Raw genomic sequence first — 24104 nt, 5'->3', positions numbered from 1 at the left:
TGTTACCGCCTTGGAACGGCGGCCTGAAGGGGTGCCCTCCTGGTGTAGGACGGCGGTGCCGGACGATAGTTAGCGAAGAAATCTTCTCCGGCTGCGATGCCCGCCGTATACAAGGCGTCAGTCTGTGCCTGTGTGATATGAAACTCGGTGGTGGAGATGCCCAGCGTAGGAATTTTGACTGTACGAACAAATTTATCCGTCTCAATATACCGTTCATCATGCGCGGAGAGCATCGTCGCCACCATTGCCTCCAGCATGCTGAACGGCCCCGTAATATGATGCGGCTGCGGAGTTATCTTCCCAATCAGCTGATAGCCTATGGTTGGTGTCCTGCGCTGCGGTGAGAGGAAGCCGTCCTTCTTCTCATCGAACAGCCAGAGCGGAAAATTACTCAGCACTCCCCCGTCCACCATATAGACCAGCTGCCCGCTGAACGATTTCCCCCGGGCCGCCTCTCCGGCCAGCCGCAGGATCACCGGATCGAAGAAATAAGGAATGCTGCAGCTCATCCGCACCGCCTTGGCAACCTCGAAGCTGTCAGGCTCGATCCCATACAGCACCAGATCATCAGGCAGCACCACAATCCGCCCGTTGGTGATATCTGATGTAATCACCCGCAGCTTGCCGCGCGGCAGATCCCGGAACGTAACAACCCCTTGCTCCAGCAGCAGGTTGCGTATCCACACTTCCAGCGCCTGGCCTGAGTACAGCCCCTTCTTGAGCAGCACACGCAAGGCCGGCCCAACGAAGGCGGTGTTGTAGAGCGCTCCCCGCTTCAGGAAGGAGGTGAACGGTGTACGCCGGATAATCCGGCTCATGGTCTCTCCGCTGTACCCCGCTGCCAGCAGCGAGGCAATGATCGAACCGGAAGAGGTTCCAGCTACCCGCCCGAAGGTACGGCCGGCGCGTTCCGTCGCCTCCACCGCACCTGCCAGGGCAATTCCTTTGACTCCCCCGCCTTCAAATACCGCATTAATCTCCATACATGGCAAACCCCCGTTCCATAGAATGTATTGTTATCTATGAGCACGGGGGACTATTCATGACTTAACTCTTGAAATAGAAGCTGAGCAGACTGGCTAGCCCGTACGGGTCACGGACCACAATATCATTCGCCCGGAACAGAATGCTGCCTGACACCTCATCGTATTTCTCATTATATTTGAGCTGGTTGATAATCTGATCTCCGCTCTGCCATTCCGCTGTTTGCTTGGTATCCCCAACCTTGTAGGAAGCCAGACCGATGTACAGCTTAACCTTCGTTCCCTTAACTTCATTCACCCACCAGTCCACCAGCTTATCATAACGGGCGGCGCTGAAGGAGAGACTCCAATAGACCTGCGGGGCTACATAATCGATCCAGCCGTTCTGAATCCAGGTGCGCACATCCGCATACATATCATCATAGGCTGACACCCCTGCTGTAGTATCTGAGCCGGTGCTGTCCGCTTTTTTGTTACGCCATACCCCGAACGGGCTGACCCCGTAAGAGACGGACGGCTTCACTGCATGAATCTCCTGCCCCAGCTGACGGATGAACTGGTTGATATTATCCCGTCTCCAGTTGCCTTTGCTGGTAATCCCTTGTGTATTGAAGGTCTTGAAGGCCGTATCATCGGCAAAAGCTACATTGGACGGATAGAAGTAATCATCCAGATGCACCCCGTCAATATCATACCCTCTGACTACCTCCATCACCGTGTCAATGATATGCTGCCGCGCTTCCGGAATCCCCGGGTTGATGTACAGCTTGTTCTCCGCCTTAACGATCCAGTCCGGATGAAGCTTGGCTACATGGTTAGGGGCTAGACTGCTGGTAGAAGCATCGGTTGTAGCCCGGAACGGATTGAACCAGGCGTGCAGCTGCATGCCCCGGCTGTGGGCACTGCTAACCATGTAGGCCAGCGGATCATAGCCGGGCTCCTTACCCTGAGTCCCGCTAAGCACCTTGGACCAGGGCACGATCTGTGAAGGATAGAGCGCATCACCGGACGGTCTGACCTGGACGAATACACTATTGAATCCGGACGCCTTCAGCTTGTCCAGCAGGTCGTCGAACTCCTTCTTCTGCTTGACCGGATTGCCTGCGGAAGACGTTGAGGGCCAATCCAGATTATACACGGTAGATACCCAGGCGCCCTTCATCGCCTTACTGGTCTTGGCACCAGGAATGGAAGGTACGGTTGGTGACGGTACCGTTGGTGTTGGCACAGATGGCGTAGGTACAGTTGGTGTTGGCACTGACGGAACTGACGGCGTCACAGGCGTTGAAGGCCCGCCGATCTCCATGCCGGAATATAAGGAAATATGCTTCGCAGCCTGATCCCAGAGTACCTGAAGCCCAAGCTGCTCGCTTACAAAGCGAAGCGGTACCATCACCCGCCCCTGCGTGATCTGCACAGAAGTATCCAGACGGACGGCAGCACCGTTAACGATGGCGCTTGTTTTGCCGCTGGTCAGCTGCAGTACATTATTATCCTTGCTGATGGTTGCTGTCTTACTCGCCTGATCCCATTTTACACCGGCACCCAGTCCCTGGCTAATCACTCCAGCCGGCACCATCGTAACATTAGTACGTGTAATATAAGGCGGCACATCCGGGTTCAGCGTCTCCCCATCCAGTTCAATGGTGATTTGCACAGAAGCTGCGTGCACACCCGGCGTCCACACAGGCAGACATAGCATAATCACGAGCAGTCCTATGATCCATTTACGGTAATTCATAATTCCTCCCTGGTCTTGAAGTTGTTTAGACAAAAAAATAGCCCTCTCGTCCTTGGTTCAGGGAGAAGGCCGTTCTTTTGTAAACGGAATCCTTCCTTAGGTGAAAAAGGAACGGTACCCGTTTTGACGTAAAAAAACTGGAAAGGTTGCGCTAATCAAACAAAAAAAGCCACGTTTATGAATCGCTGGCTATCTCATGGTGAATATCGTACAAGGTCTGCACACGCGCTTCATCCCGGCGGAAATATTCCACCAGCGTTTCGATCCGGGTGATGGAATCCCAGCTCAAGTGATGCTCGATGCCTTCAACATCCTTATAAATATGCTCTTGCTGTACCCCAATAATCCCGAGGAACTCCTCCAGCAGCTGATGGCGGTCCACAAGACGTTTCCCCACTTTTTTTCCTTTGCTTGTTAGGACAAGCCCACGATATTTCTCATAGATGAGATATTCGTCCTTATCCAGTTTTTGGATCATCTTGGTCACAGAGGAGGGATGGACTTCCAGCCCCTCGGCAATATCCGAGACCCGCGCATAACCCTTCTCGTCGATGAGCTTATATATGCGCTCCAAATAATCCTCCATGCTGGGTGTTGGCATTCTAGCTTACCTCTTTTCTATAATAAGCGTAACGGTGGGACCGGGCCTTGCTCTAACAATGATACATGCTTCTGCCGCTCCTTGGCAAGTCCTGCCGGTCATCCGCTTCCCCGCTTAGTGATGTTTACCATGATTCCATTCGCCTGCGGATTGGCACAATAACGTTATCCTCATCCCTAAGGAGCGTGAAATCATGAGCTTAATCACACCCGAACGCCCTCCTGCCAAAAGAACGCGCAAGCCCACCGGCCTCTTCATCCCGGAGCTTGTGTTCTTTGAACCTGATGCGCTGAATTATCCCAAAGGGGAGCGGATTATGGAGTGGGTCAAGTCCCGCAATATTCCCTACCGCATGACCACCTCGCATAACCGGATTACCAATCTGCCGGGCGAGACGGAAGTCGAGCAATACAAAATCGCCAAACGGACGCTTGTGGTCGGCTTGCGCAAGACGCTTACCTTTGACCAGTCGAAGCCGTCTGCCGATTATGCGATTCCGATTGCCACCGGGTGTATGGGCCACTGCCATTATTGTTACCTGCAGACTACACTTGGAGCGAAACCCTACATCCGCGTCTATGTCAACACCGGGGACATCATCGATGCAGCCAAAAAATACATCACCGAGCGCTCCCCGGAAATCACGACGTTCGAAGCGGCCTGTACCTCAGACCCGCTCGGCCTTGAGCATATTACGGGCTCGCTGACAGAACTGATCGAATTCATGGCGGAGGAGCCGCTCGGGCGGTTGCGCTTCGTGACTAAGTACCAGCATGTCGAGCCGCTGCTTAAGCTGAAGCATAACGGTCATACCCGTGTACGCTTCAGTGTGAACGCAGACTATGTAATTAAGAACTTCGAGCCGGCCACCTCACGCTTCGAGGAACGGATTGAGGCCGCCGGACAGATCGCCCGTGCCGGGTATCCGCTGGGCTTCATCATTGCCCCTATTATCTGGCATGACGGCTGGGAAGAAGGCTACAGCGAGCTGCTGGAGAAGCTGGCGCATGCCCTGCCGCCGGGGATCGGCAAGGGGCTGACCTTTGAGATGATCCAGCACCGCTTCACTAAGACGGCCAAGACCGTCATCGAGAAGCGTTATCCGAAGTCGAAGCTGGAGATGGACATCGAGAAACGCAAGAAGAAATGGGGCAAATGGGGACAGAACAAATATGTCTACCCGGACGAACAGCAAACCGCCCTGCGCGAATTCATCACAGAGCGGATTTTTGAACATTTTCCGGAAGCGGCTATTGATTATTTCACTTAAGTCCCTAATTAGAAAATCAGCCAGCGCGGCGTGATGCCCTGCAGCCAAATCGTAATGCGGAACATCTGGTCAGTGAACAGCAGGATGCCCATGAATACCATCAGTCCGCCGCCCAGCTTCATCAGCAGGTTGGAGTATTTCAGGATCTTGCGCGCCCCGCCCAGGAAAAAGGCCAGTCCGAAGAACGGCAGGGCAAAGCCTATACTATATGCCGTAATCATCGTAAACCACGTTCCAGGATCACTGGCCGATAGCGCAATTATAGCGGTTAGAATGGGACCTATGCAGGGCGACCAGCCTGCTGAGAACCCGATGCCGAAGATGAAAGAGCCAAGGTACCCGGCAGGCTTCCATCTCAGCTCCAGCTTGCGTTCCCGTAGCAGAAACTGCGGCTGGAATACCCCCAGCAGGAAGAGCCCCATGACAATAATAAGGATCGCCGATAGTTGGCGGATCAAATCCCGCTGGCCGTTGAAGAATTCACCGAACAAGCCAGCTCCAAAGCCAAGTGTATAGAACACTGCCGAAAAGCCCAGAATGAACGCCAGCGTATGCGAGAGGGTCCGGAGACGGACCTCTTTGCTGTTGCTGCCGCTCTTCAGCTCCTGCACTGATAAGCCGGTAATATAAGATAGATAAGAAGGATAGAGCGGCAGGCAGCAAGGCGATATGAATGACGCCACTCCGGCGGCAAAAGCGATTCCTGCATTCAGGTTGGACACGGGCGCATCTCCTTCCATAGTCGGGGTCACTCGGGTCACTTCATGTAGCAGCAGTACAAATACAGTTATGTAGTTGGTGCTAAGGGCGGCCGGTTATACGCTTGTTTGTTAGGCTGGCAGCCCTTTTTTGCCGATGAGGGTTAGGGTCAATAGTGCAATTAACAGCAGAACAATCGTTGCTCCCGGAGCCAGATTCCATACTCCAGCAATGACCAGTCCGCCAATAACGGCAATCTCGGCAATCGCCACGGACAGAATAACCGAAGACTTGAAGCTGCGGGATAGCAGCAGACTAATAGCTACAGGAATGGTCAACAGCGCAGAGACCAGCAGCGAGCCGACAATCTTGATTGCCGTACTGATCACCAGAGCCGTTAACACCGTAATCAGCATATTGAGCAGCTTCACCGGAAGTCCGCTGACACTGGCCGCATCCTCCTCGAAGCTGAGCAGGAAGAATTCCTTGAAGAATAAAGTTACAACCACCACAACGGCAATCGTTACGATTCCTACTACGATAAGATCGGTTGTATTGAGCGTATAGATACTGCCGAACAGATAGCTCATCACATCTGCATTATAACCTTTGCCCAGGGTGAAAAAAAGTGAGGCCAGCGCTACACCGCCCGACATGATGATCGCAATGGACAGCTCAGCGTAGCTTTTGTAGGCTTTGCGCAGCTTCTCAATGGCAAATGAGGCCACAACCGCAAAGATTAGCCCCGCCCCCAGCGGATAAAAGCCGGTCAAGAAGCCCAGCGCTACCCCGGCAATCGTAACATGCGCCAGTGTATCTCCGATCATGGACAGACGACGCAGCACCAGAAAAACGCCGATCAGCGGCGCCGTAATGCCAATCATCAGCCCGCCGGCCAGCGCCCGCTGGAAAAAATCACTAAACAGGATTTCCAAGATGAATGTCTCCTACCTTTCAAATATAAACCATTCATGCGAAAAGCTTTATCAAACCCTTATCAAACCCTTTTCAAGCCCTTTTCGATCCCTCCCAAACCCTCCCTTCCCGAAGGGAGGGCCCCAAGGGCTCCGCCCTCTGGACACCCGCTGAGTGCAATTGGCGTGGGAGGACCGATTTTCGCTGCTTAGGGACGTTCGTGGAAGTATCGCTTTGCCTCCCTGCGGGATACGCTTCACAGAGGGCGGGATCTACATACGTTACAAGACTAAGATCAAAAGACTAATGTCAAAAGATTAAATGATCGTCCTATGTTGTACAATGGACGATCCGAAAACTGACTTGAGCGTCCTATGTTGCACAATGGACGATCCGAAAACTGACTTGAGCGTTCTATGTTGCACAATGGACGATCCTGACAACACTTTACCCCTCGATTGCAGAACGTACAACAGAATCGGCACTTTTGAGCGTTTAATCGGGTTCTGTTGTATTTCGTACAATGGATATTGGCAGAAGGGCTGGAAAAAGGCCCATTTCAATGAATCTAATGTACAAACTGCAACAGAACAGCTAAAAGGGTAGAAATTCGGGCAACCTAATGTACAAAATACAATAGGCTGCAGTTCTAGCATACCGTTTACTGATCAGGGTAACTATCCTCTTATCAGCCAATGTCAACGATCAGGACAATGTGTGCTGCAGATTATCGACTGCACAGTCCTGCACATCATGCGAGTGGCGGCAGTAAAAGTTGATTTTACCATTCTTCTGGACCGGCTCGCTGCCCAGGTAATTCTTCATCATGTCGATATCATGCGAGACCATCAGGAAGGTCATATGGTGATGGGCATGCATGTGCATGATCAGCTCGAAGAATCCGGCCTGGGTCTCGGCGTCAATGCCGACGGTAGGCTCATCCAGAATCAGCAGATCCGGGTGGTTGATCAGCGCGCGGGCTAGAAAGACACGCTGCTGCTGGCCGCCGGACAGCTGGCCGACTCTTTTCTCGGCGATATCCTGAATCCGCATTACTTCCAGCGCATCCTCGCACTGCCGGTGCTGGGCCTTCGAGACCCGCCGGATCAGGTTCTTGTTGTTGTACAGACCGGACAATACGACCTCACGGACGGTTGCCGGGAACAGCGGGTTGAACGCATTCTTCTGCGGCACATAGCCGATCCGCTCCCAGTCCTTGAACCTCCGCACCGGCTGGCCGAATAATTTGATCTCCCCGCTGGTGGCAGGCAGCAGGCCGACGATCATCTTAAGCAGTGTCGTCTTGCCTGCACCGTTAGAACCGAGGATACCGAGGAAATCACGTTCTTTTACCGTATAATTCAGATTCGAGATCACCTTCTGTTCCCCGTAGGAGAAGGACAAATCCTGTATTTCGATCATATGCTGATGGCAGTCCAGGGATACCGGTTGCATGTGAAGTACCGCCTTTCACTTTAACTTTCCTTGCTTATACTTTCCTTATCATTGTAAGGCCAGAATGAGATTTTGCAAATTTTTCTCCATTAATGTGAAATAGTTGTCCCCGTTCTTCTGCTGGGCCTCAGTCAATCCTTCTACCGGGTTCAGTACCATCGTGGATACACCGGTCTCACTTGCCAGTGTCTTAGCCAGCTTATCAGATACAAGCTCCTCGAAGAAAATATAACGGATGCCCTCTGCCTTAACCAGCGCAGCCAGCTTCACCAGATCCTGCCCGCGCGGCTCAGCATCCGGCGACAGCCCCATAATGGCATGCTGCGACAATCCATAGTCACGCGCCAGATAAGAGAATGCCTGATGAGATACGACAATCTCCTTGTTAGGCAGCTTGCCCAGCTCTTCGGTGAACTTCAGATCAAGCGCGCTCAGGCGGTCAGCGAGCTTCTGATAACGCTCTTCATAGCCTGCGGTATGCGCAGGATCAACGGCTTGAAGACTATCCTTGATATTCTTGGCCATCACAAGCGCCGACTTAGGGCTTACCCAGGTATGCGGGTCGGTATGCAGGCTGTCGCCATGCCCGTCTGCTTCAGCGCCTTCACCTTCATGGCCGTGATCATGCCCATCGTCTTCATCCGTTGTAATCAGCTTCACCCCTTGGCTAACCTCTACAGCCTTGGTCTTACTGTCACCATCGAGGCTCTTAAGGAAATTGGGTACCCAACCTTCCAGCCCGGCTCCGTTATAGAGGAACAGCTGCGCCTTGGAAGTACTTATGATATCCTGGCTGCGCGGTGTCCAATCATGCGGCTCAACCCCTACAGGAAGCAGGTTGATTACATTGGCATCATCGCCGCCGATTTCGGCAGTGAATTCATATATAGGATAAAAAGTAGTTATAACGTTCACTTTTCCTTGGGCAATGCTTCCGCTGCTCTTCGGCCCGCATGCCGCCAGCGACAGCGTAAGCAGCAGGACAGCAGCGAACAGCAGCCCTTTTCGCAAGCTTTTTGTTACCATTTCTCTATCGACCCCTTAAATCGTAAAATTTACTATCAGAATTATAATAGTAATGGTTACGATAAGTCAACTCCGATCTGCATTTCGCAGTCTGCATGGCTTCCTGTGCACGGCTATCTTGGAACAAAAAGAAGCAATCCCCGCTGCCTCTGGCCTCGGGGATTGCTATTAAATCATTATGCGGATATTCTTCGCATCCTTATTTCACAATTGCTCCGTTCGGCATACTGTCCGGCACAGTTGCAATAGTCAGCTGCTCGCCTTTGGAGGCGGCCAGGATCATGCCCTGCGACAGCTCCCCGCGCAGCTTCACCGGCTTCAGGTTCACAATGCAGATCACCTTGCGGCCCACCAGCTCCTCCGGTGTGTAGAACTTTGCAATGCCGGATACCACCTGGCGCTGCTCATAGCCAAGATCCAGCTGCAGCTTCAGCAGCTTATCCGCCTTCTTCACAGGCTCGCAGGCGATGACCTGGGCTACGCGCAGCTCCGCCTTGGCGAAATCGTCGATGCCGATTTCTTCCTTATGCTCCTCTTCCTCCGGATCGGCAGCGGCCGCCGGAGCAGGTGCCGCTGCTGGCGCCGCCTCTGCAGCGGCCGGTTTCCCGGCTCCCATCGCTTCGGCGATGTACGCCACCTCCTGCGCCACGTCCAGGCGCGGGAAGATCGGGTCGCCCTTCACCAGCCGGGTACCTGCTGGAATCAGGCCGAAGGATCTGCCGCTCTCCCAGGTGGTCAGCTCGCCCGGCTGAATGCCCAGCTGCTCCCAGATCTTCGCCGGAGCGCCGGTCAAGAACGGCTGGAGCAGGATGGACGCGGTGCGCAGTCCCTCGACCAGATGTCTCATCACCGAAGCCAGCTCAGCGCTGCGGCTCTCGTCCTTCGCGAGCACCCAAGGCTGGGTCTCGTCAATGTACTTGTTCGTCCGGCTGATCAGCGCGCCGATCGCAGTCAGGGCAACGGAGAATTCCATCTTCTCCATTGCTTCTTCCACCTTGGCGTAAGTACTCTGTACTACCGCCTCAAGCTCACCGTCAAATGCGGTCACCTGACCGGCATAAGCCGGAAGCTCGCCGCCGAAGTATTTCTCCACCATTGCGCCAGTCCGGTTCAGCAGGTTACCCAGGTCATTGGCCAGATCGTAGTTAATCCGGTCCACGAAGCTCTCCGGCGTGAAGGTTCCGTCCGAGCCGAAGGGAACCTCGCGCAGCAGATAATAGCGCAGAGCATCCAGGCCGTAGCGGTCAATCAGCGTGACCGGATCAACCACATTTCCCTTGGATTTAGACATCTTGCCGTCCTTCATCAGCAGCCAGCCGTGCGCGAATACCTTCTTCGGCAAGGGTTCGCCAAGCGCCATCAGAATGATCGGCCAGTAGATCGTATGGAAGCGGACAATTTCCTTTCCGACGATGTGTACATCCGCAGGCCAGTACTTCTCGTACAGACTGCGGTCCTCCGAGCCATAGCCCAGAGCCGTAATGTAGTTGGTAAGCGCATCGATCCACACGTACACTACATGCTTCTCGTCCCCTTTTACCTTAACGCCCCAGTCAAAAGTCGTACGGGATACCGCCAGATCCTCCAGACCCGGCTTGATAAAGTTGTTAATCATCTCGTTCTTGCGGGATTCCGGCAGGATAAACTCCGGGTTCTCCTCGTAGAACTTCAGCAGGCGGTCAGCATACTTGCTCATGCGGAAGAAATAGCTCTCCTCCTTGACCAGTTCCACCGGATGTCCGCTGTCCGGACTTTTCCCTCCGGTAATCTTGCCGTCAGCATCCCGTTCAATATCCACCAGCTGCGTCTCTGTGTAGAAGGTCTCATCCGAAATACAATACCAGCCTTCGTATTCCCCTTTGTAGATATCCCCCTGCTTCAGCAGGCGGTCAAAAATATCCGCAACCACCTTCTTGTGGCGCTCCTCCGTCGTACGGATGAAATCATCATTCGAGATGTCCAGCTTCTTCCACAGATCCTTAATGCCGACTACAATCCCGTCCACGAACTCCTGAGGGGTCTTCCCGGCCTTCCCGGCCTTCTCTTCAATCTTCTGCCCATGCTCGTCCGTCCCCGTCAGATAGCGCACCTCATAGCCGCGCAGCCGCTTGTAGCGGGCCATCGCATCACCGGCTACCGTGGAATACGCATGCCCGATATGCAGCTTGTCGCTCGGATAATAGATCGGTGTTGTTAGATAAAAGGTTTTGTTCTCACTCATTACTTCATCATCCCTTCGTTATCCCTAGTCGTCCATTTCACACAAAAAACTCCCGCCCCTATATGGGGCGAGAGTAAACTCACGCGATACCACCCAACATTCCCCGGCTCCTCACAGAGCACAGGCTTCGTCAGTTCCTCAAGCGGAACTGTCCATTAACGCTGGAACACGCCGTGCGCTTACGCAGACCCCGGCTTCAGGCCTTCCGCTCGAACACAGTTCCTCCCGGACCATATTCAATCTGGCATTCCATACCGGCTCCCAGCAGCCCCGGCTCTCTGTAATGGTGTCCACATCTACTTATCCATTCCTCGGAATATCACTTATTATTCAAAATATACCCATCCCGGCAGCCTGTGTCAAGTCGTATGCAGCGGCTTGTCCCCGGATGGCTGCTCTTTGCGCGGCGGCACCGGGTCAAGGCCTCCCGGATGGAAGGGATGACAGCGGGCGATCCGCCTGGCGGCGAGCCATGAACCCTTGAGCGGTCCATGGACCTCAATGGCTTCCAGCGCATAAGCCGAACAGGTCGGGTAGAACCGGCAGGTAGCAGGCTTGAGCGGCGAGATAAACTTGCGGTAGACCCGGATAGGGACCTGTACCGTTCTTCGTAAGCTAGCCATATTCAGCGTCCCTCTTTGCTGCGGGCGGCCCCGGCCGGCTCTTCTTCTCTTCCCTGCTCACAATCCTTGCAGTAGCCGAATACCTCGAATTTATGCTTAACCACCCGGAACTGATCCGGCGGATCGGTTAGATTCATCGGGCAGAATTGAATCGGGTACGTCTTCATACACTGCAGACAAATCATATGGTGATGATGGTGATCCTGACTGCAGCTTGCCTTGAATTTGACGCCTTCTTCAAATACAATCTGCTCCAGTACCCCCAGTTCCTCCATAACGCGCAGGTTACGGTAGACTGTATCGAAGCTCAGCCCGCTATACTTGCGGCCCATATGCTCATATACATCCTTCGCAGACAAATATCCCGTATTCTCGCCGAATAATTTGGCAAGCGTCTTGCGCTGATCGGTGATTCGCAGCCCCTGCCCCGACATGGCTTCCAGGATTTGATCTGTCGACAGCATTCGCTCATCTCCCATAACATAGGTCGTTTGTGTTGCACTCTCTTTATAATGCCCCAAAAGCACTGCCCCGTCAATAAAAGTGCCCGCCTGCCTGACCACATCCACAGACTTGCGCCTGAATACAAAACGGCAGCTGCCCCCTAAGGAGCGCTGCCGTTTGTATTGCAGAAGAGATTATTTTTTCGCCGGAAGCGGGGTGAAGACAAAGTTAACGGGCAGGTTGCTGCCGGAAGCGACGGTGAAGACCATCTCCACACGGCTTTCGTATTCTCCGGTACGGTAGACTACGGCGTTCATGTCCGACTTATCTAACTTACCCTTATTCGGCACATTTACAATCGTGCCGTTCACGAGGATTGATCCAAGGTACCCTCCCCCACGCGGGTTGAAGGTGATCAGCGTGTTGGCTGCGACACGTTCCAATACAATTTTGTACAGAACCCCGAAGTTACCGGAGTTGGAGGCTGTTGTCCCATTCATCGGATCAATGCCGTCCAGGTTCTTATCATTGACGTTATCGCCCAAGATCAGCTTGGACTGTGTTGTGCCCACCAGGTCCGTCACATTCATGATGCGTGTAGAATCCGGATAGGTTCCCCGGTTATGCACGCCGTCGCGGTCTAGAATCGGCAGAATTGGCAGTTCAGCAAGCGGATCTTTGGACTGCTCGACCATCACCACATTGTATAGAACAGGATAATCACTATTCAGATCCGCACTGAGAGACATAACGTCTTTTGGCTTCATAGCCACTTTGTTCAGGTCTGTCATAATAGACATGCTCTGTCCCGGCTGCAGGGTAATCTGCGATTGGGCAGAACCGGTAATCATGGAATTATAGTATTTCTCAACCGATATTTTACCTGTATATTCCGGAGATACAACCGGACCGGCGATCCCCAGATACTGGGTAGTAATCGTCGTAGGATACAGGTTATTGTTCGTAGCGATCACATAGAGCTTCTGTCTAGTAGACATATTGTTCATATGGTGCACAAGGAAGCGGGTGTTGCCTACAGAAGTCTCACGGTACAGTACACCTTCAGTATTAACGGTCTCCGGGCTGTTGCTGCGGATCAGGGTGTAGCCTTCGGACGACAGCGTATACGGCAGGTTAGGGAGCGCCGGGATCATCCCGCCGTCCATACTGATGACATCCCCCGGAATGGTGAACAGCTTCGTTACTTCATCCTGCGTATACAATTGCTCGCTGGTAATATTAATGATCTTCTCAGCAGTACTGCTAAGGCCATGCTTATCAGTTACTGTCAACTGGATAGGTACAGGTCCGGGATTAAAGTAGGCCAGCGCCCGATTATTCCAGGTAACGGTCAGCTCTTCATTCTCAGGATCATAGCTGGTATCGGTCAGGATTACCGGCTCACCCATTTTGTATTCCTCTTTATCTGTGGTGAACTGGGCCACTGGCGGCTGATTGGGCTGCAGTACCTGAATTGTCACCGGATAAGGATCACTCCACATGTTATTGGCATCCCGTACCGAATAGATAACCGTATAGAAGCCCGGCTGATCATAGATATCCTGCTTGTTGTCACTCCAACGTTCTTCAACAATCGGCGTACCGTTCGGGGAAGAACTGGAGGTCACATAATTCACAGTAGTCTCACCGGCATAGATTTCCTTGGGCTGAACTGTGAAGGAAGCAGTCGGCTTCGTATTCAGCGTAAGAATAACCCGCTTCTGCACATTATCCACGGTATAAGGAATATTAAGTGCATAGGTAATAGAGGTTAGCGGAATCATGAAGGTGCCTTTGAACTGGTAAGCCGGTCCCTTCATGGTGAACTTAGTACCATTGACGGTATAGATTTTGCTGTCTGTCTTGAAGCGCATAATGCTGGTACCCTTGGTCACAATGACCTCTTTGGTTTTGGCATCATACGTGAAGGCAACGCCTACCATTTCCACCATTGCGCGGATCGATACGTAAGAGACACCGTTCTTGACAGCCATTGGCTGATTGGCGGTGTAAGGCGTGCCATTTCTGAACATCTTATTGCTGTTCATCATCAGAATAAGCTGGCCTTCCCCAAAAGCAGAGGTAGTCATACTTGGAGTCATAGGCGTATCCGTAACCGGAGTAGCCGTAGGCATAACTGCATCAGTCGGAACAGTGCCGTCCACAGGAGCAGCTGTTGCACCTGGAACCTCAGTTGCGGCCGGAGCCGGAGTCTCTGTTACTGCTGGAATGCCTTGAACCGGTGATGCTGTAGGAACAGGTGCCGGCGTAGGGGTCGGTATTACTGTGCCTGCCGGAGGCAGGGGATCTGTTGACCCGGGCTGAAGCTGTGTGTTAGCGGTGTTTGCCGCTGCGTTAACGCTCTGAGGTGTTGTACTCTCTGTGCTGACAGGCGCGGCCCAAGCCGGAATGGCTGCAACCGATTGCGATACAGCCAGTACTGCCACTAAAAATACTTTTTTCAAATTCATTGTACGACTCCTTCTGCTCCCATTGTAGTGTATAAGGCAAGTATCTTTATTGCTTTCTCTTCACCTTATATTCCCCGTAAAAACGGGAACCGTCCTCTTCAGGACGGCAGAATATTTTGCCACGTTCATTTTACAAAACATAGTATTAGACGCAGGTTATAGCGAAAAGTTTCATTCTGTGTAAAAAGAAAACAAAAAAATAGCAACCGCCCCCTGTACTTGGGCAATCGCTATGGCTGGCAACCCGCTAGGTACGGGCTTCAGCCGTCCTGAACCTGCTGCGGTATTCCTTGGGGGTCATTCCCGTCTGCTTCAAGAACACCTTGGTGAAATAACGGCGTTCCTGATAACCGACACCCGAGCTGATGACAGTGATGCTCTTATCGCTGCTGGCGAGCATGAATTTGGCAGCTTCAATCCGCTGCTGGGTGACATACTCCACGAAGGTTACCCCGAAGCGGTTCTTGAATAACAGGCAGAAATAACTGCTGCTGATGCCAATCGTATTCGCCACCTCATCAATGCCGAGATCCGCATGAAGGCGCTCCGTAATGAACTGTGCGGCCTGATTCATCAGCTGCTCCGGTGTTTTTTTGACAGGCTCGTCAGCCATAGGCACTTCCTGAAACAACGGGATGCTGTTATACAGCTTATCCTTATACTGCCTGCTGCGAATCCGCGAGCCGATCTCCCGCACCTTGTCGCCAAGCTCCCCGTAATGAATCGGCTTGCAGATGTACTCCTTCACACCAAGCCGGATCGCTTCACGCGCATAATCGAATTCCTGGTAGCCGCTGAGCAGCAGCACCTCGCTCGTAAGCCCCATCTCCCGCAGCTTGCCGATGAACGTCAGTCCATCCATCACCGGCATGCGGATATCGCAGAGCACCAGATCAGGCGGCGTTTCTTCAGCCATGCGCAGCGCCTCCATCCCGCTTCGTGCCAGCCCCGCAACCTCCATCCCCATGTCCTGCCAGGGCAGCACAGTGTTGAGATTGCTCAGAATGGGCGCTTCATCGTCAACCAATAATACTTTTAGCATAATGGCCTTCCCCCTGCCCGTATTTCGGAATGACGCACTGGATGATCGTTCCTTCCCCAGGACTTGCACATATGAAAATCCCATATCTGTCGCCGTATTCGATTCGTATCCGGTCTGCAACACTTCGTACACCCAGCCCCCGCCGCTCCTGATGAATGCCCTGCCCCGGCCTGGCTTCCGGCTGCTGCTCTGCCGCGTCATTCACCATGTATTGAAACATCGACAGCTGGGACGGAGTCATCCCGATTCCGTTATCCTGTATCCGCAGCACCAGATTGCCTTGGGTCTCCCAGACCTTGACACTCACCAGACCCTTATACCCTATCCCCTCAAAACCATGCTGAATGCTGTTCTCCACCAGCGGCTGGAGCGTAAGCTTCAGAATCCCGCAGCCCAGCAGCTCTGCCGGAATATCAAGCTCATAATCGAACAGGTCCTCGAACCGGAATTTCTGGATATCCAGATAATTGCGCAGATGCTTAACCTCTTCCTCCAGCGTGATCTCATCCCTGTCCTGAATGCTTATCCTTAGAATACTAGCCAGCCGGTAGACCATCTCGCTCACCTTGCGGCCTTCATTCTGAACAGCCAGCACATTGATCGATTCCAGAGTATTGAACAGAAAATGCGGCTTGATCTGGGCCTGCAGCACACGCATTTCCGCCTGATTCTTGCGCTGCTGTTCCACATGAACCCGGCTGAACAGCATGTTGATTTTGTCCATAAGATCATTGAAGCCTTTGGCCAGCAGCGTCATCTCATCGTTGCCCTTCTCCTCAACACGGGTAGTAAGGTCTCCATCCTCCACCCTTCGCATGAAGCGCACGATCACAGCAATCCCGCCAGTAATCCGGTTCATGAAAAACAGATTGAAGATGACAGCGCCCAGGAGGCACAGGAACATCACTACGACGAACCAGCGGGCGAACACCGTCACCTCATGAGACAGAGTATCCCAAGAAGTGACCGAGACCAGACTCCAGGGATACTCCTTGAGATGATAGACCGACAGAATGCTTTTCTCGCCGCCGAACTGCGTCTTGAAGCTCTGAAAGCCGGGCTTAAACGTAACATCCTTTGTGGTGAAGCTGCGGAAATCCTGCCCGTCCAGCTGCCTGTCCGGGTCCAGCAGAATCATCCCGTCATCGTTAACCAGCATGAAAGACACCTTCTGGTCGGTGCCCCCAATCTTAAGATTGCGGAAAATCGACTCGAACTCCCAATTCTTGATCTGCACGACCAGAATGCCGATATTCTGAAAGAAGCTAAGCTCCTTAATCAGCCGGATTTGCGTAAATACAGCCTCCGTTCCGGTCAACTCGGGGTACTCATGCGGGGCCAGCCATTTCGGAACCCCGTTCAGCTTCATGACCTCCTGGTACAGCTCGCTGCCTTTGAACTTGTCATAGGGCAGGGTGCGGAAGTTCTCCTTGTTGAAGACCGAGACGATCTCAGAGCTCCCTTTACCGTTGAAATTATACAGGAAAGCATAGCTGATCGATGGATGATTATAGAGCAGACTGCGGAAATTACGCTGGCTGGCATTCAGGCTGAGCTGCTCGGCATCGGTTAAATCCTGCTTGGAGGGATCATCCGCACTGAGCGCCATATGAAAGACCGAGGTGGCAATTCCGTTGTCAGTCACATTATCCATATCCTTGAACACATTAGAAATGCTGTAGCTAATCGCTTTGAGCGAATATTCAGACTGCTGGCTGTATTTTTTCTCAATGGAATTATAAGTCACGAAGAACATAATCATGCCAAGAATGAACAGCGGAATGATAATCAGGCCTAAGAATGCCGTAAACAATTTGTAGCGCAGATTCATCGGCTGTTGCTCCTGACATGATTGATATTATCCTTTTACACTGCCTGCAGTGACGCCTTCAATAATCTTCTCTTGCAGAACCGCATAAATCACTATAACCGGAACCACACTGTAGACAATCCCCGCCGACATCTGTGCGTAATTCATCTGGTACTGATCGCGGAACTGGACCATCCCTACGGGGAGCGTACGCAGCTCGTCATTAGACAGGAAATAGTTGGCCAGCAGGAACTCATTCCAATTTCCCAGGAAATTAACAATGAATACCGTAACCATCGCCGGAACTGTCAAAGGTACAATAATTTTAGCAAATATACCCGGAGCCTTCAAGCCGTCCATGACCGCCGCTTCTTCGATTTCACTGGGCAGCGAACGCATGAAGGCCGCCAGAATAATGATCGTGAACGGGATTGCATTGGCAATGTAAGGAATAATCAGCGCCCAGTGCGTATTGAGAATATGCAGCTTGCGGACAATCGTGTAGATGGGCAGCATCAGCGCATTGTTCGGAATCAGCATCCCGATCAGGACCAGTGAGAAGAGAATTGCGTTCCACTTCCCCTGCCGCATCCGCGTGACCGCGAAGGCGAACATAGACGCCAGTAGAATAGACACTACAGAGGCCAGAACTGAAATATATAAGCTATTGAAAAAATAAGTGCTGATCTTGGCATTCACCCAGGCTTCCACATAGTTGGACCATTCGAAGCTCTTCGGAATGCCGAAGGGGTTGAGGGCAATCGCATTGTTATCCTTCTTCACCGAGGAGAAGAGCACGAAGAGGAACGGAAACAGCACAATCACCAGATATCCCAGCAGGGCGATGTGCGGCAGGCTTTTCTTCAGCGGGCGCGGCATCAGTATTCAATCCTTTCCGTACGGCGGGCAAACACCAGCTGGTAGAGGGCGGTTACCACGAGCGTGAACAAGAAGATCAGAACGGCGATGGTATTGCCGTACCCGTATTTGAAGTTGGTAATCGCATACTTAATCATATAGGTGGCCATCACCTCGGTTGAACCCGCAGGACCGCCCTTGGTCATTACAATGACGATATCGGCAGCCTTCATCGCTCCGGCAATGGAGAGCATAATCACGACCGAGATGATCGGTACGATCAGCGGCAGAGTGATGCGTGTAGCCCGCTGGAACCCCGTAGCGCCATCGATGGCCGCTGCTTCATCCAGCTCACCTGGAATGGACAGAATCGCCGCCAGCACCATTACAATGTAGAATCCGGTCCACTGCCAGGCATTCGTAATCAGAATTGACAGCATAGCGAACCGTTCGTCCGACAGCCAGTAGACAGGCTCAATGCCTACAAGGCCAAGCACTTTGTTGAACAAGCCAATATTCGGCTCGTAGATGAAGCCCCAGAGAATGCCGATTACTGCGGTAGACATAATGGATGGCATGAATACCGCCGTCTTGTACAATCCCTTCAGCTTCTTCACATTCGCAATCAGTAAGGAGAAGAACACAATCAGCGGCACCTGTATGCCTACGGAGAAGAGAATGAACCAGCCGTTATTTTTCACGGAAATCCAGAAGCGTTCATCTCCCAGAGCTTTCTTGAAGTTGTCCACTCCGGCGTATTTGACCGTCTCGGATACACCATTCCAACTGGTGAAGCTATAGTAGATCGAGCTGAAAATGGGATAGATAAAGAACATTACGAACAACACCAGTGCCGGAATAATGAACAGAATGAACACCAGAGGATTTCTCAGTGCCTTATTCATAGCTACCTCCATATTGCTTTCTTTTGAAAAATGCACCCTGGAGCAAGCACCAGGGCACATACAGTTCACCGCTTCTTATTCCACTGCCGCATTAGCCTCTTCCTGTATCTTTTGAAGCGCTTCGGCCATCTTCTCAGGAGTCGTCTGCCCGCCGATCAGGCTCTGAATCTGGATATTACTGATCTCAGTGGTGACATCGGCCTGCACCAGGGAATCAAAGGCCGGGAAGGACGACTGGGAGCTGTTCAATACCGCGACAATCTCACTCATCAGATCATCTGTAATGTTCTTGTTCAACACAGCCTGATCAATCTTCATGGCAGGCAGGACTCCGTCCTCTACCAGACCCCGCAGCTGCATCTCTTCATTGAACATATTCTTAATAAAGGATTTCACTGCTGCAAGCTGCCGCTCATCTTCACCCGCCGAAGCGGAGAAGCCATAACCGTTGTTCACATCGCGCATCAGCGCTGTCTGATCCCCCACTCCGCCTTCAACCGCCGGAATATTGAAGAAGCCGACTTTACCGATCAGACCTTCGCCGGATTGCCCGGCTTTGAATACAGAAGATTTCCATGTCCCGTCATACATCAGGATCGCTTCTCCGCTGGTGAACTGGGTGGTATATTCAGCATATTCGAAGCCCAGCTCTCCCTTCTTGAAGTAGCCTTTATCCACCCATTCCTTATATTTCGCCAAGCCCTTGATTACATTTGGATCATTCCACTTCGCTTCACCGGTAGCGAACTTCGCGGTCACATCCGGTCCGGCATAACGGGACCAGAGGTGGTTGGCCAGCATCAGCGGTACCCAGCCTGCTTTGGAAGCACCGGCCATCGGCACTTTACCAGCTGCTTTAATATCGGCCAGTTGCTGCTCCAGTTCGGCGAAGGTCGTTGGAGCCTTCCAGCCCTTGCTTGTATAGTATTCTTTATTATAGAAGAAGCCTTCTCCGGAGCCGCCGATCGGCAGGCCGTAGATTTTGCCTTCATAAGTGAACGGGTCCAGATTGGAGAACTTATCTTTGATCCCTAATTCATCAAGGATCGGGGTCAGGTCCAGCAGCTTGCCTTCTTTGGCATAGATCTTGGAGTCCGGGCTGCCGAACAGGTCGAAGATCTCAGGAGGGTTACCGGCCGCCATTTCACCGCGCAGCTTCTCCTTACGGTTCACATCCGAATCTACACCATCAAGCTTGAAGGTCAGTCCAGGCACATCCGCCTGAACCTTGCCCACCACATCCTCCAGTATAGCCAGTCGTTTCTGCTTGTCTGCTCCAACCTGGGTATGACGGATCGTCATTTCAAAAGGCTCAGCACTAGCCGGTTCTTCCGTTGCGGCAGCATTGGTAGCAGCAGCCTCATTCGTTGCAGCAGGCTCTGTAGTCGGAGACGCATTATTCTTGTTGCCTCCACAGCCAGCCAGCAGCGCCGAGCTAACGAACATCAGGGACAACAGCAGTGTTAGACTTTTTCTCATTACGGGTGACCCTCCCTATTTAATGGTTTCCCTTACAACTCTTATTATAGAAAACCAGATTTGTTACCGTAAGGTTAAGATTCATCTTCAATAGGGATAAAATCCTCTAATGGGAGCGGATTCAGTCAGGTTTCCTGACATAGAAAAAAGCGAAACTCCTCAGAATAGAAGCTCCGCTTTCGAAATTATTATATATGCAATTAGACCAATGCGGTCTGCATACGGCCTTCTTCAATCAGCCGGTACGCACGCTGCACTTCTTCATCGGAAGGTGACTCTACCCCTTCAAGCTCATAGGGACGGCCAAGCTCTTTCCATTTATAGATCCCCATTACGTGATAAGGCAGGATTTCGAACTTCTCTACTCCATTAAGTGTGCCAATGAACCGTCCAAGATTCTGTAGATCCTCTTCCTTGTTGTGAATGCCTGGAACATAGACATGGCGAATCCACATTTTACGGTTATTATCGGATAACCAGCGGGCCAGCTTCAAGGTACGGTCGTTGGACTTACCGGTCAGCTTGATATGCGCTTCATCATCAATATGCTTCAGATCCAAGAGCACCAGGTCGGTAACATCCAGCAGGTCGCTGATTTTCGATCCATCATTATAGCCATTGGTATCAAGCGTGGTATGCAGATTCCAGCGTTTCTTCACTTCGGTGAACAGCTGCTTCACGAAATGCGCCTGGAGGGTTGGTTCACCGCCGGATACGGTCAGACCGCCACCGGACGTTTTATAATAATTCAGGTAAGGCTCAATTTCCGCCAGCACTTGCTCGACGGTCATTTCCTTACCTTCATTCAATTCCCATGTATCCGGGTTGTGGCAATACTGACACTTGAGCAGGCAGCCCTGCATAAAAAGCACGAAGCGGATACCCGGGCCATCCACCGTTCCAAACGTTTCTAAAGAGTGGATATGTCCTTTAAGCATGATATGTCCATCCTTTCAAAAAAACTTAAAATTTTAACCACTTTCAGACAAGAGTGTACCGCCCTCTTGCAAGGGCGGCAGCTCTTTGATTGATTTCAGTTCTTGTAGAACAAGAATGCTTCTTACATGGAATCGTGGAATGTACGGTTGATAACATCCATCTGTTGTTCACGGGTCAGCTTGATGAAGTTAACAGCATAGCCGGATACGCGAATGGTCAACTGTGGATAGTTCTCCGGGTGATCCATAGCATCAAGCAGCTGCTCACGGTTAAACACGTTAACGTTCAAGTGCTGAGCGTTATTGTGGAAATATCCGTCCATCATGAAGACCAGGTTGGACTTACGGGAATCTTCGTCTTTACCCAGCGCCTTAGGAACAATGGAGAAGGTATTCGAGATACCATCCTGTGCATCGGAGTAAGGAAGTTTGGCAACAGAGTTCAGGGATGCCAGGGCGCCCTTCTTGTCGCGTCCGTGCATAGGGTTAGCACCAGGAGCGAATGGTTCGCCTTTTTTACGTCCGTCAGGAGTAGTACCGGTCTTTTTACCATAGACAACGTTCGAAGTGATAGTCAGTACCGATTGAGTCGGCACAGCGTCACGATAAGTTTTGTTTTTGCGGATCATCGACATGAAGGTTTCAACCAGTTCAACAGCGATGCCGTCAACAGCGTCGTCGTTGTTACCATAGCAAGGGAATTCACCCTCAGTTTCAAAGTCGATAGCAATGCCTTCTTCATTGCGGATTGGCTTAACCTTAGCGTATTTGATTGCGCTCAGGGAGTCAGCAGCCACGGACAGTCCGGCGATACCGCAAGCCATTGTACGCAGAATGTCGCGGTCATGCAGCGCCATTTCGATACGTTCGTAGGAATATTTGTCATGCATATAGTGAATGATGTTCAGCGTATTGACATAAGTCTTAGCCAGCCATTCCATCATTGGTTTGAAGCGTTTCATTACTTCATCATAATCCAGGTATTCAGAAGTGATCGCAGGATATTCAGGACCTACCTGAGCACCGGATTTCTCATCTTTACCGCCATTGATCGCATACAGCAGAGCCTTAGCCAGGTTGGCACGGGCACCGAAGAACTGCATTTGCTTACCGATACGCATTGGGGATACGCAGCAGGCAATCGCATAATCTTCACCCCAGTATGGACGCATTACATCATCGTTCTCATATTGGATAGCGCTGGTCTCAATAGATACTTTGGCACAATATTTCTTAAAGCCTTCAGGAAGCTTCTCAGACCACAGTACAGTCAGGTTTGGTTCTGGAGCCGGTCCCAGATTGTACAGGGTATGCAGGAAGCGGAAGCTGTTCTTGGTTACGCGGGTTGTACCGTCTTCAGCCATACCACCGATGGATTCTGTAACCCAAGTAGGGTCGCCGGAGAACAGGTCGTTATAGTCAGGCGTACGCAGGAATTTCACGATACGCAGCTTCATTACAAAATGGTCAACGATTTCTTGAGCTTGCTCTTCAGTCAGAGTACCTTCTTCAACGTCGCGTTGAACATAGATATCAAGGAAGGAAGATACGCGTCCAAGGGACATTGCCGCACCATTCTGTTCTTTAACAGCTGCCAGATAACCGAAGTATACCCATTGTGTAGCTTCTTTGAAGTTCGTAGCCGGTTTGGAAATATCCATACCATGAGCTGCAGCCATTTGTTTCAGTTCGCCAAGAGCACGCATTTGCTCGGACAGCTCTTCACGCAGACGGATAACATCTTCTGTCATGGAGTCAACTTCAAGCTCAGCCAGTTGCTGCTTCTTGTCTTTAATCAGGAAATCAATACCATACAGAGCAATACGGCGATAGTCGCCGATGATACGTCCGCGGCCATAAGCATCAGGAAGGCCTGTGATTACGCCGGATTTACGCACAGCTCTCATATCTGGTGTATATGCATCAAATACGCCTTGGTTATGCGTTTTGCGGATGTTCGTGAACATGTCAACGATATTCTGCGGAAGCTCGAAGCCGTATGCCTTAGTAGCATCGATCATCATCTTGATACCGCCGAACGGCTGAATGGAACGTCTGAAAGGCGCGTCAGTCTGAACGCCGACAATCTGTTCCTTATCCTTGTCAATGTAGCCAGGAGCGTGGGAAGTGATGGTGGAGACAGTATCGAGGGATACATCCCATACGCCGCCTCTTTCTCTTTCTTCCTTGCTCAGCTGGGAGATAATCTTCCACAGTTCAGTTGTATTACTGGTAGGTCCAACCAGGAAATCTTCGGTTCCTTCATAAGGCTTGATGTTCTTGGCAATAAAGTTGTTAACGTCAACTTTCTTGGCCCAGACACCTTTTGTGAAATTTCTCCAACCCGATTTTGCTTCTAATACTTCTTTTTCAATCACCGACATGCTAAATCCCTCCATTTATATTTATTATATTTGTAGAGATCGCGGGCTTGAAGGTTAATCCCGTGTCTCGTGATCCCGAGGCTAATAGTTGTTATAAAATTCACAATCACATCTTCATAACGGGGATCGTTGTCTATATAAACATTTTAGTTTATTTTCTGAAAAAGGACTGTGACAAATATCACTCTTTCGGTGATATTTGTCACTTCCATCCAGTCCCATATTAACCTTTAACCTTA

The 24104-nt window shown here is 51.5% G+C and carries 19 protein-coding genes; 1 reads left to right on the top strand and 18 read right to left on the bottom strand.

Annotated elements, in window-relative coordinates:
- Positions 1-2 precede the first annotated feature (2 nt).
- The 3 genes from MKX42_RS12130 to mntR form a co-directional block, all read right to left on the bottom strand.
- A complete protein-coding gene (locus tag MKX42_RS12130) occupies positions 3-983 on the bottom strand; it encodes a patatin-like phospholipase family protein (protein WP_340752720.1) in 981 nt (326 codons plus the stop codon).
- 64 nt (positions 984-1047) lie between these two features.
- Positions 1048-2724: a family 10 glycosylhydrolase gene (locus MKX42_RS12125; RefSeq protein ID WP_340752719.1), complete on the bottom strand. Its 1677-nt coding sequence runs from the start codon at positions 2722-2724 to the stop codon at positions 1048-1050.
- Positions 2725-2899: 175 nt separating this feature from the next.
- Entirely contained in the window at positions 2900-3325 is a 426-nt protein-coding gene (mntR, locus tag MKX42_RS12120) for a transcriptional regulator MntR (protein WP_036698430.1), read from the bottom strand.
- Positions 3326-3518: 193 nt separating this feature from the next.
- Between mntR and splB the strand changes: the two genes are divergently transcribed.
- Positions 3519-4595, top strand: coding sequence for a spore photoproduct lyase (gene splB / locus MKX42_RS12115; RefSeq protein WP_036698433.1), 1077 nt, complete (start codon positions 3519-3521; stop codon positions 4593-4595).
- An 8-nt stretch (positions 4596-4603) separates the two neighbouring features.
- Here splB and MKX42_RS12110 read toward each other — a convergent pair whose 3' ends face one another.
- From MKX42_RS12110 to pflB, 15 genes are all read right to left on the bottom strand, one after another.
- Complete coding sequence (locus tag MKX42_RS12110) at positions 4604-5335, bottom strand: cytochrome c biogenesis CcdA family protein (protein ID WP_445667833.1); 732 nt, start codon at positions 5333-5335, stop codon at positions 4604-4606.
- Between the two features lie 90 nt (positions 5336-5425).
- Positions 5426-6229 carry a metal ABC transporter permease gene (locus MKX42_RS12105; protein ID WP_340752718.1) on the bottom strand — a complete coding sequence of 268 codons (804 nt, stop codon included), beginning with the start codon at positions 6227-6229 and terminating at the stop codon, positions 5426-5428.
- A 685-nt stretch (positions 6230-6914) separates the two neighbouring features.
- Complete coding sequence (locus MKX42_RS12100) at positions 6915-7664, bottom strand: metal ABC transporter ATP-binding protein (protein ID WP_036731897.1); 750 nt, start codon at positions 7662-7664, stop codon at positions 6915-6917.
- Between the two features lie 48 nt (positions 7665-7712).
- A complete protein-coding gene (locus MKX42_RS12095) occupies positions 7713-8690 on the bottom strand; it encodes a metal ABC transporter solute-binding protein, Zn/Mn family (RefSeq protein ID WP_340752717.1) in 978 nt (325 codons plus the stop codon).
- Positions 8691-8889: 199 nt separating this feature from the next.
- Positions 8890-10911 (bottom strand): methionine--tRNA ligase, encoded by a 2022-nt coding sequence (gene metG / locus MKX42_RS12090; protein WP_340752716.1) that lies wholly within the window; start codon positions 10909-10911, stop codon positions 8890-8892.
- A 359-nt stretch (positions 10912-11270) separates the two neighbouring features.
- Positions 11271-11534 carry a membrane protein insertion efficiency factor YidD gene (yidD, locus tag MKX42_RS12085; RefSeq protein WP_340752715.1) on the bottom strand — a complete coding sequence of 88 codons (264 nt, stop codon included), beginning with the start codon at positions 11532-11534 and terminating at the stop codon, positions 11271-11273.
- Between the two features lie 2 nt (positions 11535-11536).
- A complete protein-coding gene (locus MKX42_RS12080) occupies positions 11537-11998 on the bottom strand; it encodes a Fur family transcriptional regulator (protein WP_036731890.1) in 462 nt (153 codons plus the stop codon).
- Between the two features lie 174 nt (positions 11999-12172).
- Positions 12173-14449 carry a copper amine oxidase N-terminal domain-containing protein gene (locus tag MKX42_RS12075; protein ID WP_340752714.1) on the bottom strand — a complete coding sequence of 759 codons (2277 nt, stop codon included), beginning with the start codon at positions 14447-14449 and terminating at the stop codon, positions 12173-12175.
- 247 nt (positions 14450-14696) lie between these two features.
- A complete protein-coding gene (locus MKX42_RS12070; protein ID WP_340752713.1) occupies positions 14697-15491 on the bottom strand; it encodes a response regulator transcription factor in 795 nt (264 codons plus the stop codon).
- Positions 15469-17322, bottom strand: a complete 1854-nt coding sequence (locus tag MKX42_RS12065; RefSeq protein ID WP_340752712.1) for a cache domain-containing sensor histidine kinase — start codon at positions 17320-17322, stop codon at positions 15469-15471. Before MKX42_RS12065 ends, MKX42_RS12070 begins: the two co-directional genes overlap by 23 nt.
- A 27-nt stretch (positions 17323-17349) precedes the next feature.
- Positions 17350-18180 carry a carbohydrate ABC transporter permease gene (locus tag MKX42_RS12060; RefSeq protein ID WP_340752711.1) on the bottom strand — a complete coding sequence of 277 codons (831 nt, stop codon included), beginning with the start codon at positions 18178-18180 and terminating at the stop codon, positions 17350-17352.
- Positions 18180-19064 carry a carbohydrate ABC transporter permease gene (locus tag MKX42_RS12055; RefSeq protein WP_340752710.1) on the bottom strand — a complete coding sequence of 295 codons (885 nt, stop codon included), beginning with the start codon at positions 19062-19064 and terminating at the stop codon, positions 18180-18182. The genes MKX42_RS12060 and MKX42_RS12055 overlap by 1 nt, the downstream gene beginning before the upstream one ends.
- Positions 19065-19139: 75 nt before the next feature.
- Positions 19140-20543 (bottom strand): ABC transporter substrate-binding protein, encoded by a 1404-nt coding sequence (locus MKX42_RS12050; protein ID WP_340752709.1) that lies wholly within the window; start codon positions 20541-20543, stop codon positions 19140-19142.
- 200 nt (positions 20544-20743) lie between these two features.
- On the bottom strand, positions 20744-21481 hold the full coding sequence (pflA, locus tag MKX42_RS12045; protein WP_339310502.1) for a pyruvate formate-lyase-activating protein: 738 nt from the start codon (positions 21479-21481) through the stop codon (positions 20744-20746).
- Positions 21482-21603: 122 nt separating this feature from the next.
- Positions 21604-23865: a formate C-acetyltransferase gene (gene pflB / locus MKX42_RS12040; protein WP_076079923.1), complete on the bottom strand. Its 2262-nt coding sequence runs from the start codon at positions 23863-23865 to the stop codon at positions 21604-21606.
- Positions 23866-24104: the final 239 nt, after the last annotated feature.

The organism is Paenibacillus sp. FSL R7-0204 (assembly GCF_038002225.1).
Taxonomy (GTDB): Bacteria; Bacillota; Bacilli; order Paenibacillales; family Paenibacillaceae; genus Paenibacillus_AQ.
Note: the sequence above shows the minus strand (reverse complement) of the source record. Positions and strands in the feature narration are given on the sequence as shown.

Excerpts from the sequence above, each read along its gene's own strand:
- splB (WP_036698433.1), top strand. The coding sequence starts at position 3,519 with ATGAGCTTAATCACACCCGAACGCCCTCCTGCCAAAAGAACGCGCAAG.
- MKX42_RS12130 (WP_340752720.1), bottom strand. The coding sequence starts at position 983 with ATGGAGATTAATGCGGTATTTGAAGGCGGGGGAGTCAAAGGAATTGCC.
- MKX42_RS12075 (WP_340752714.1), bottom strand. The coding sequence starts at position 14,449 with ATGAATTTGAAAAAAGTATTTTTAGTGGCAGTACTGGCTGTATCGCAA.
- MKX42_RS12070 (WP_340752713.1), bottom strand. The coding sequence starts at position 15,491 with ATGCTAAAAGTATTATTGGTTGACGATGAAGCGCCCATTCTGAGCAAT.
- MKX42_RS12110 (WP_445667833.1), bottom strand. The coding sequence starts at position 5,335 with ATGGAAGGAGATGCGCCCGTGTCCAACCTGAATGCAGGAATCGCTTTT.
- metG (WP_340752716.1), bottom strand. The coding sequence starts at position 10,911 with ATGAGTGAGAACAAAACCTTTTATCTAACAACACCGATCTATTATCCG.
- MKX42_RS12065 (WP_340752712.1), bottom strand. The coding sequence starts at position 17,322 with ATGAATCTGCGCTACAAATTGTTTACGGCATTCTTAGGCCTGATTATC.
- mntR (WP_036698430.1), bottom strand. The coding sequence starts at position 3,325 with ATGCCAACACCCAGCATGGAGGATTATTTGGAGCGCATATATAAGCTC.
- yidD (WP_340752715.1), bottom strand. The coding sequence starts at position 11,534 with ATGGCTAGCTTACGAAGAACGGTACAGGTCCCTATCCGGGTCTACCGC.
- MKX42_RS12060 (WP_340752711.1), bottom strand. The coding sequence starts at position 18,180 with ATGCCGCGCCCGCTGAAGAAAAGCCTGCCGCACATCGCCCTGCTGGGA.
- MKX42_RS12080 (WP_036731890.1), bottom strand. The coding sequence starts at position 11,998 with ATGCTGTCGACAGATCAAATCCTGGAAGCCATGTCGGGGCAGGGGCTG.
- MKX42_RS12100 (WP_036731897.1), bottom strand. The coding sequence starts at position 7,664 with ATGCAACCGGTATCCCTGGACTGCCATCAGCATATGATCGAAATACAG.
- pflB (WP_076079923.1), bottom strand. The coding sequence starts at position 23,865 with ATGTCGGTGATTGAAAAAGAAGTATTAGAAGCAAAATCGGGTTGGAGA.
- MKX42_RS12055 (WP_340752710.1), bottom strand. The coding sequence starts at position 19,064 with ATGAATAAGGCACTGAGAAATCCTCTGGTGTTCATTCTGTTCATTATT.
- MKX42_RS12125 (WP_340752719.1), bottom strand. The coding sequence starts at position 2,724 with ATGAATTACCGTAAATGGATCATAGGACTGCTCGTGATTATGCTATGT.
- MKX42_RS12050 (WP_340752709.1), bottom strand. The coding sequence starts at position 20,543 with ATGAGAAAAAGTCTAACACTGCTGTTGTCCCTGATGTTCGTTAGCTCG.
- pflA (WP_339310502.1), bottom strand. The coding sequence starts at position 21,481 with ATGCTTAAAGGACATATCCACTCTTTAGAAACGTTTGGAACGGTGGAT.
- MKX42_RS12095 (WP_340752717.1), bottom strand. The coding sequence starts at position 8,690 with ATGGTAACAAAAAGCTTGCGAAAAGGGCTGCTGTTCGCTGCTGTCCTG.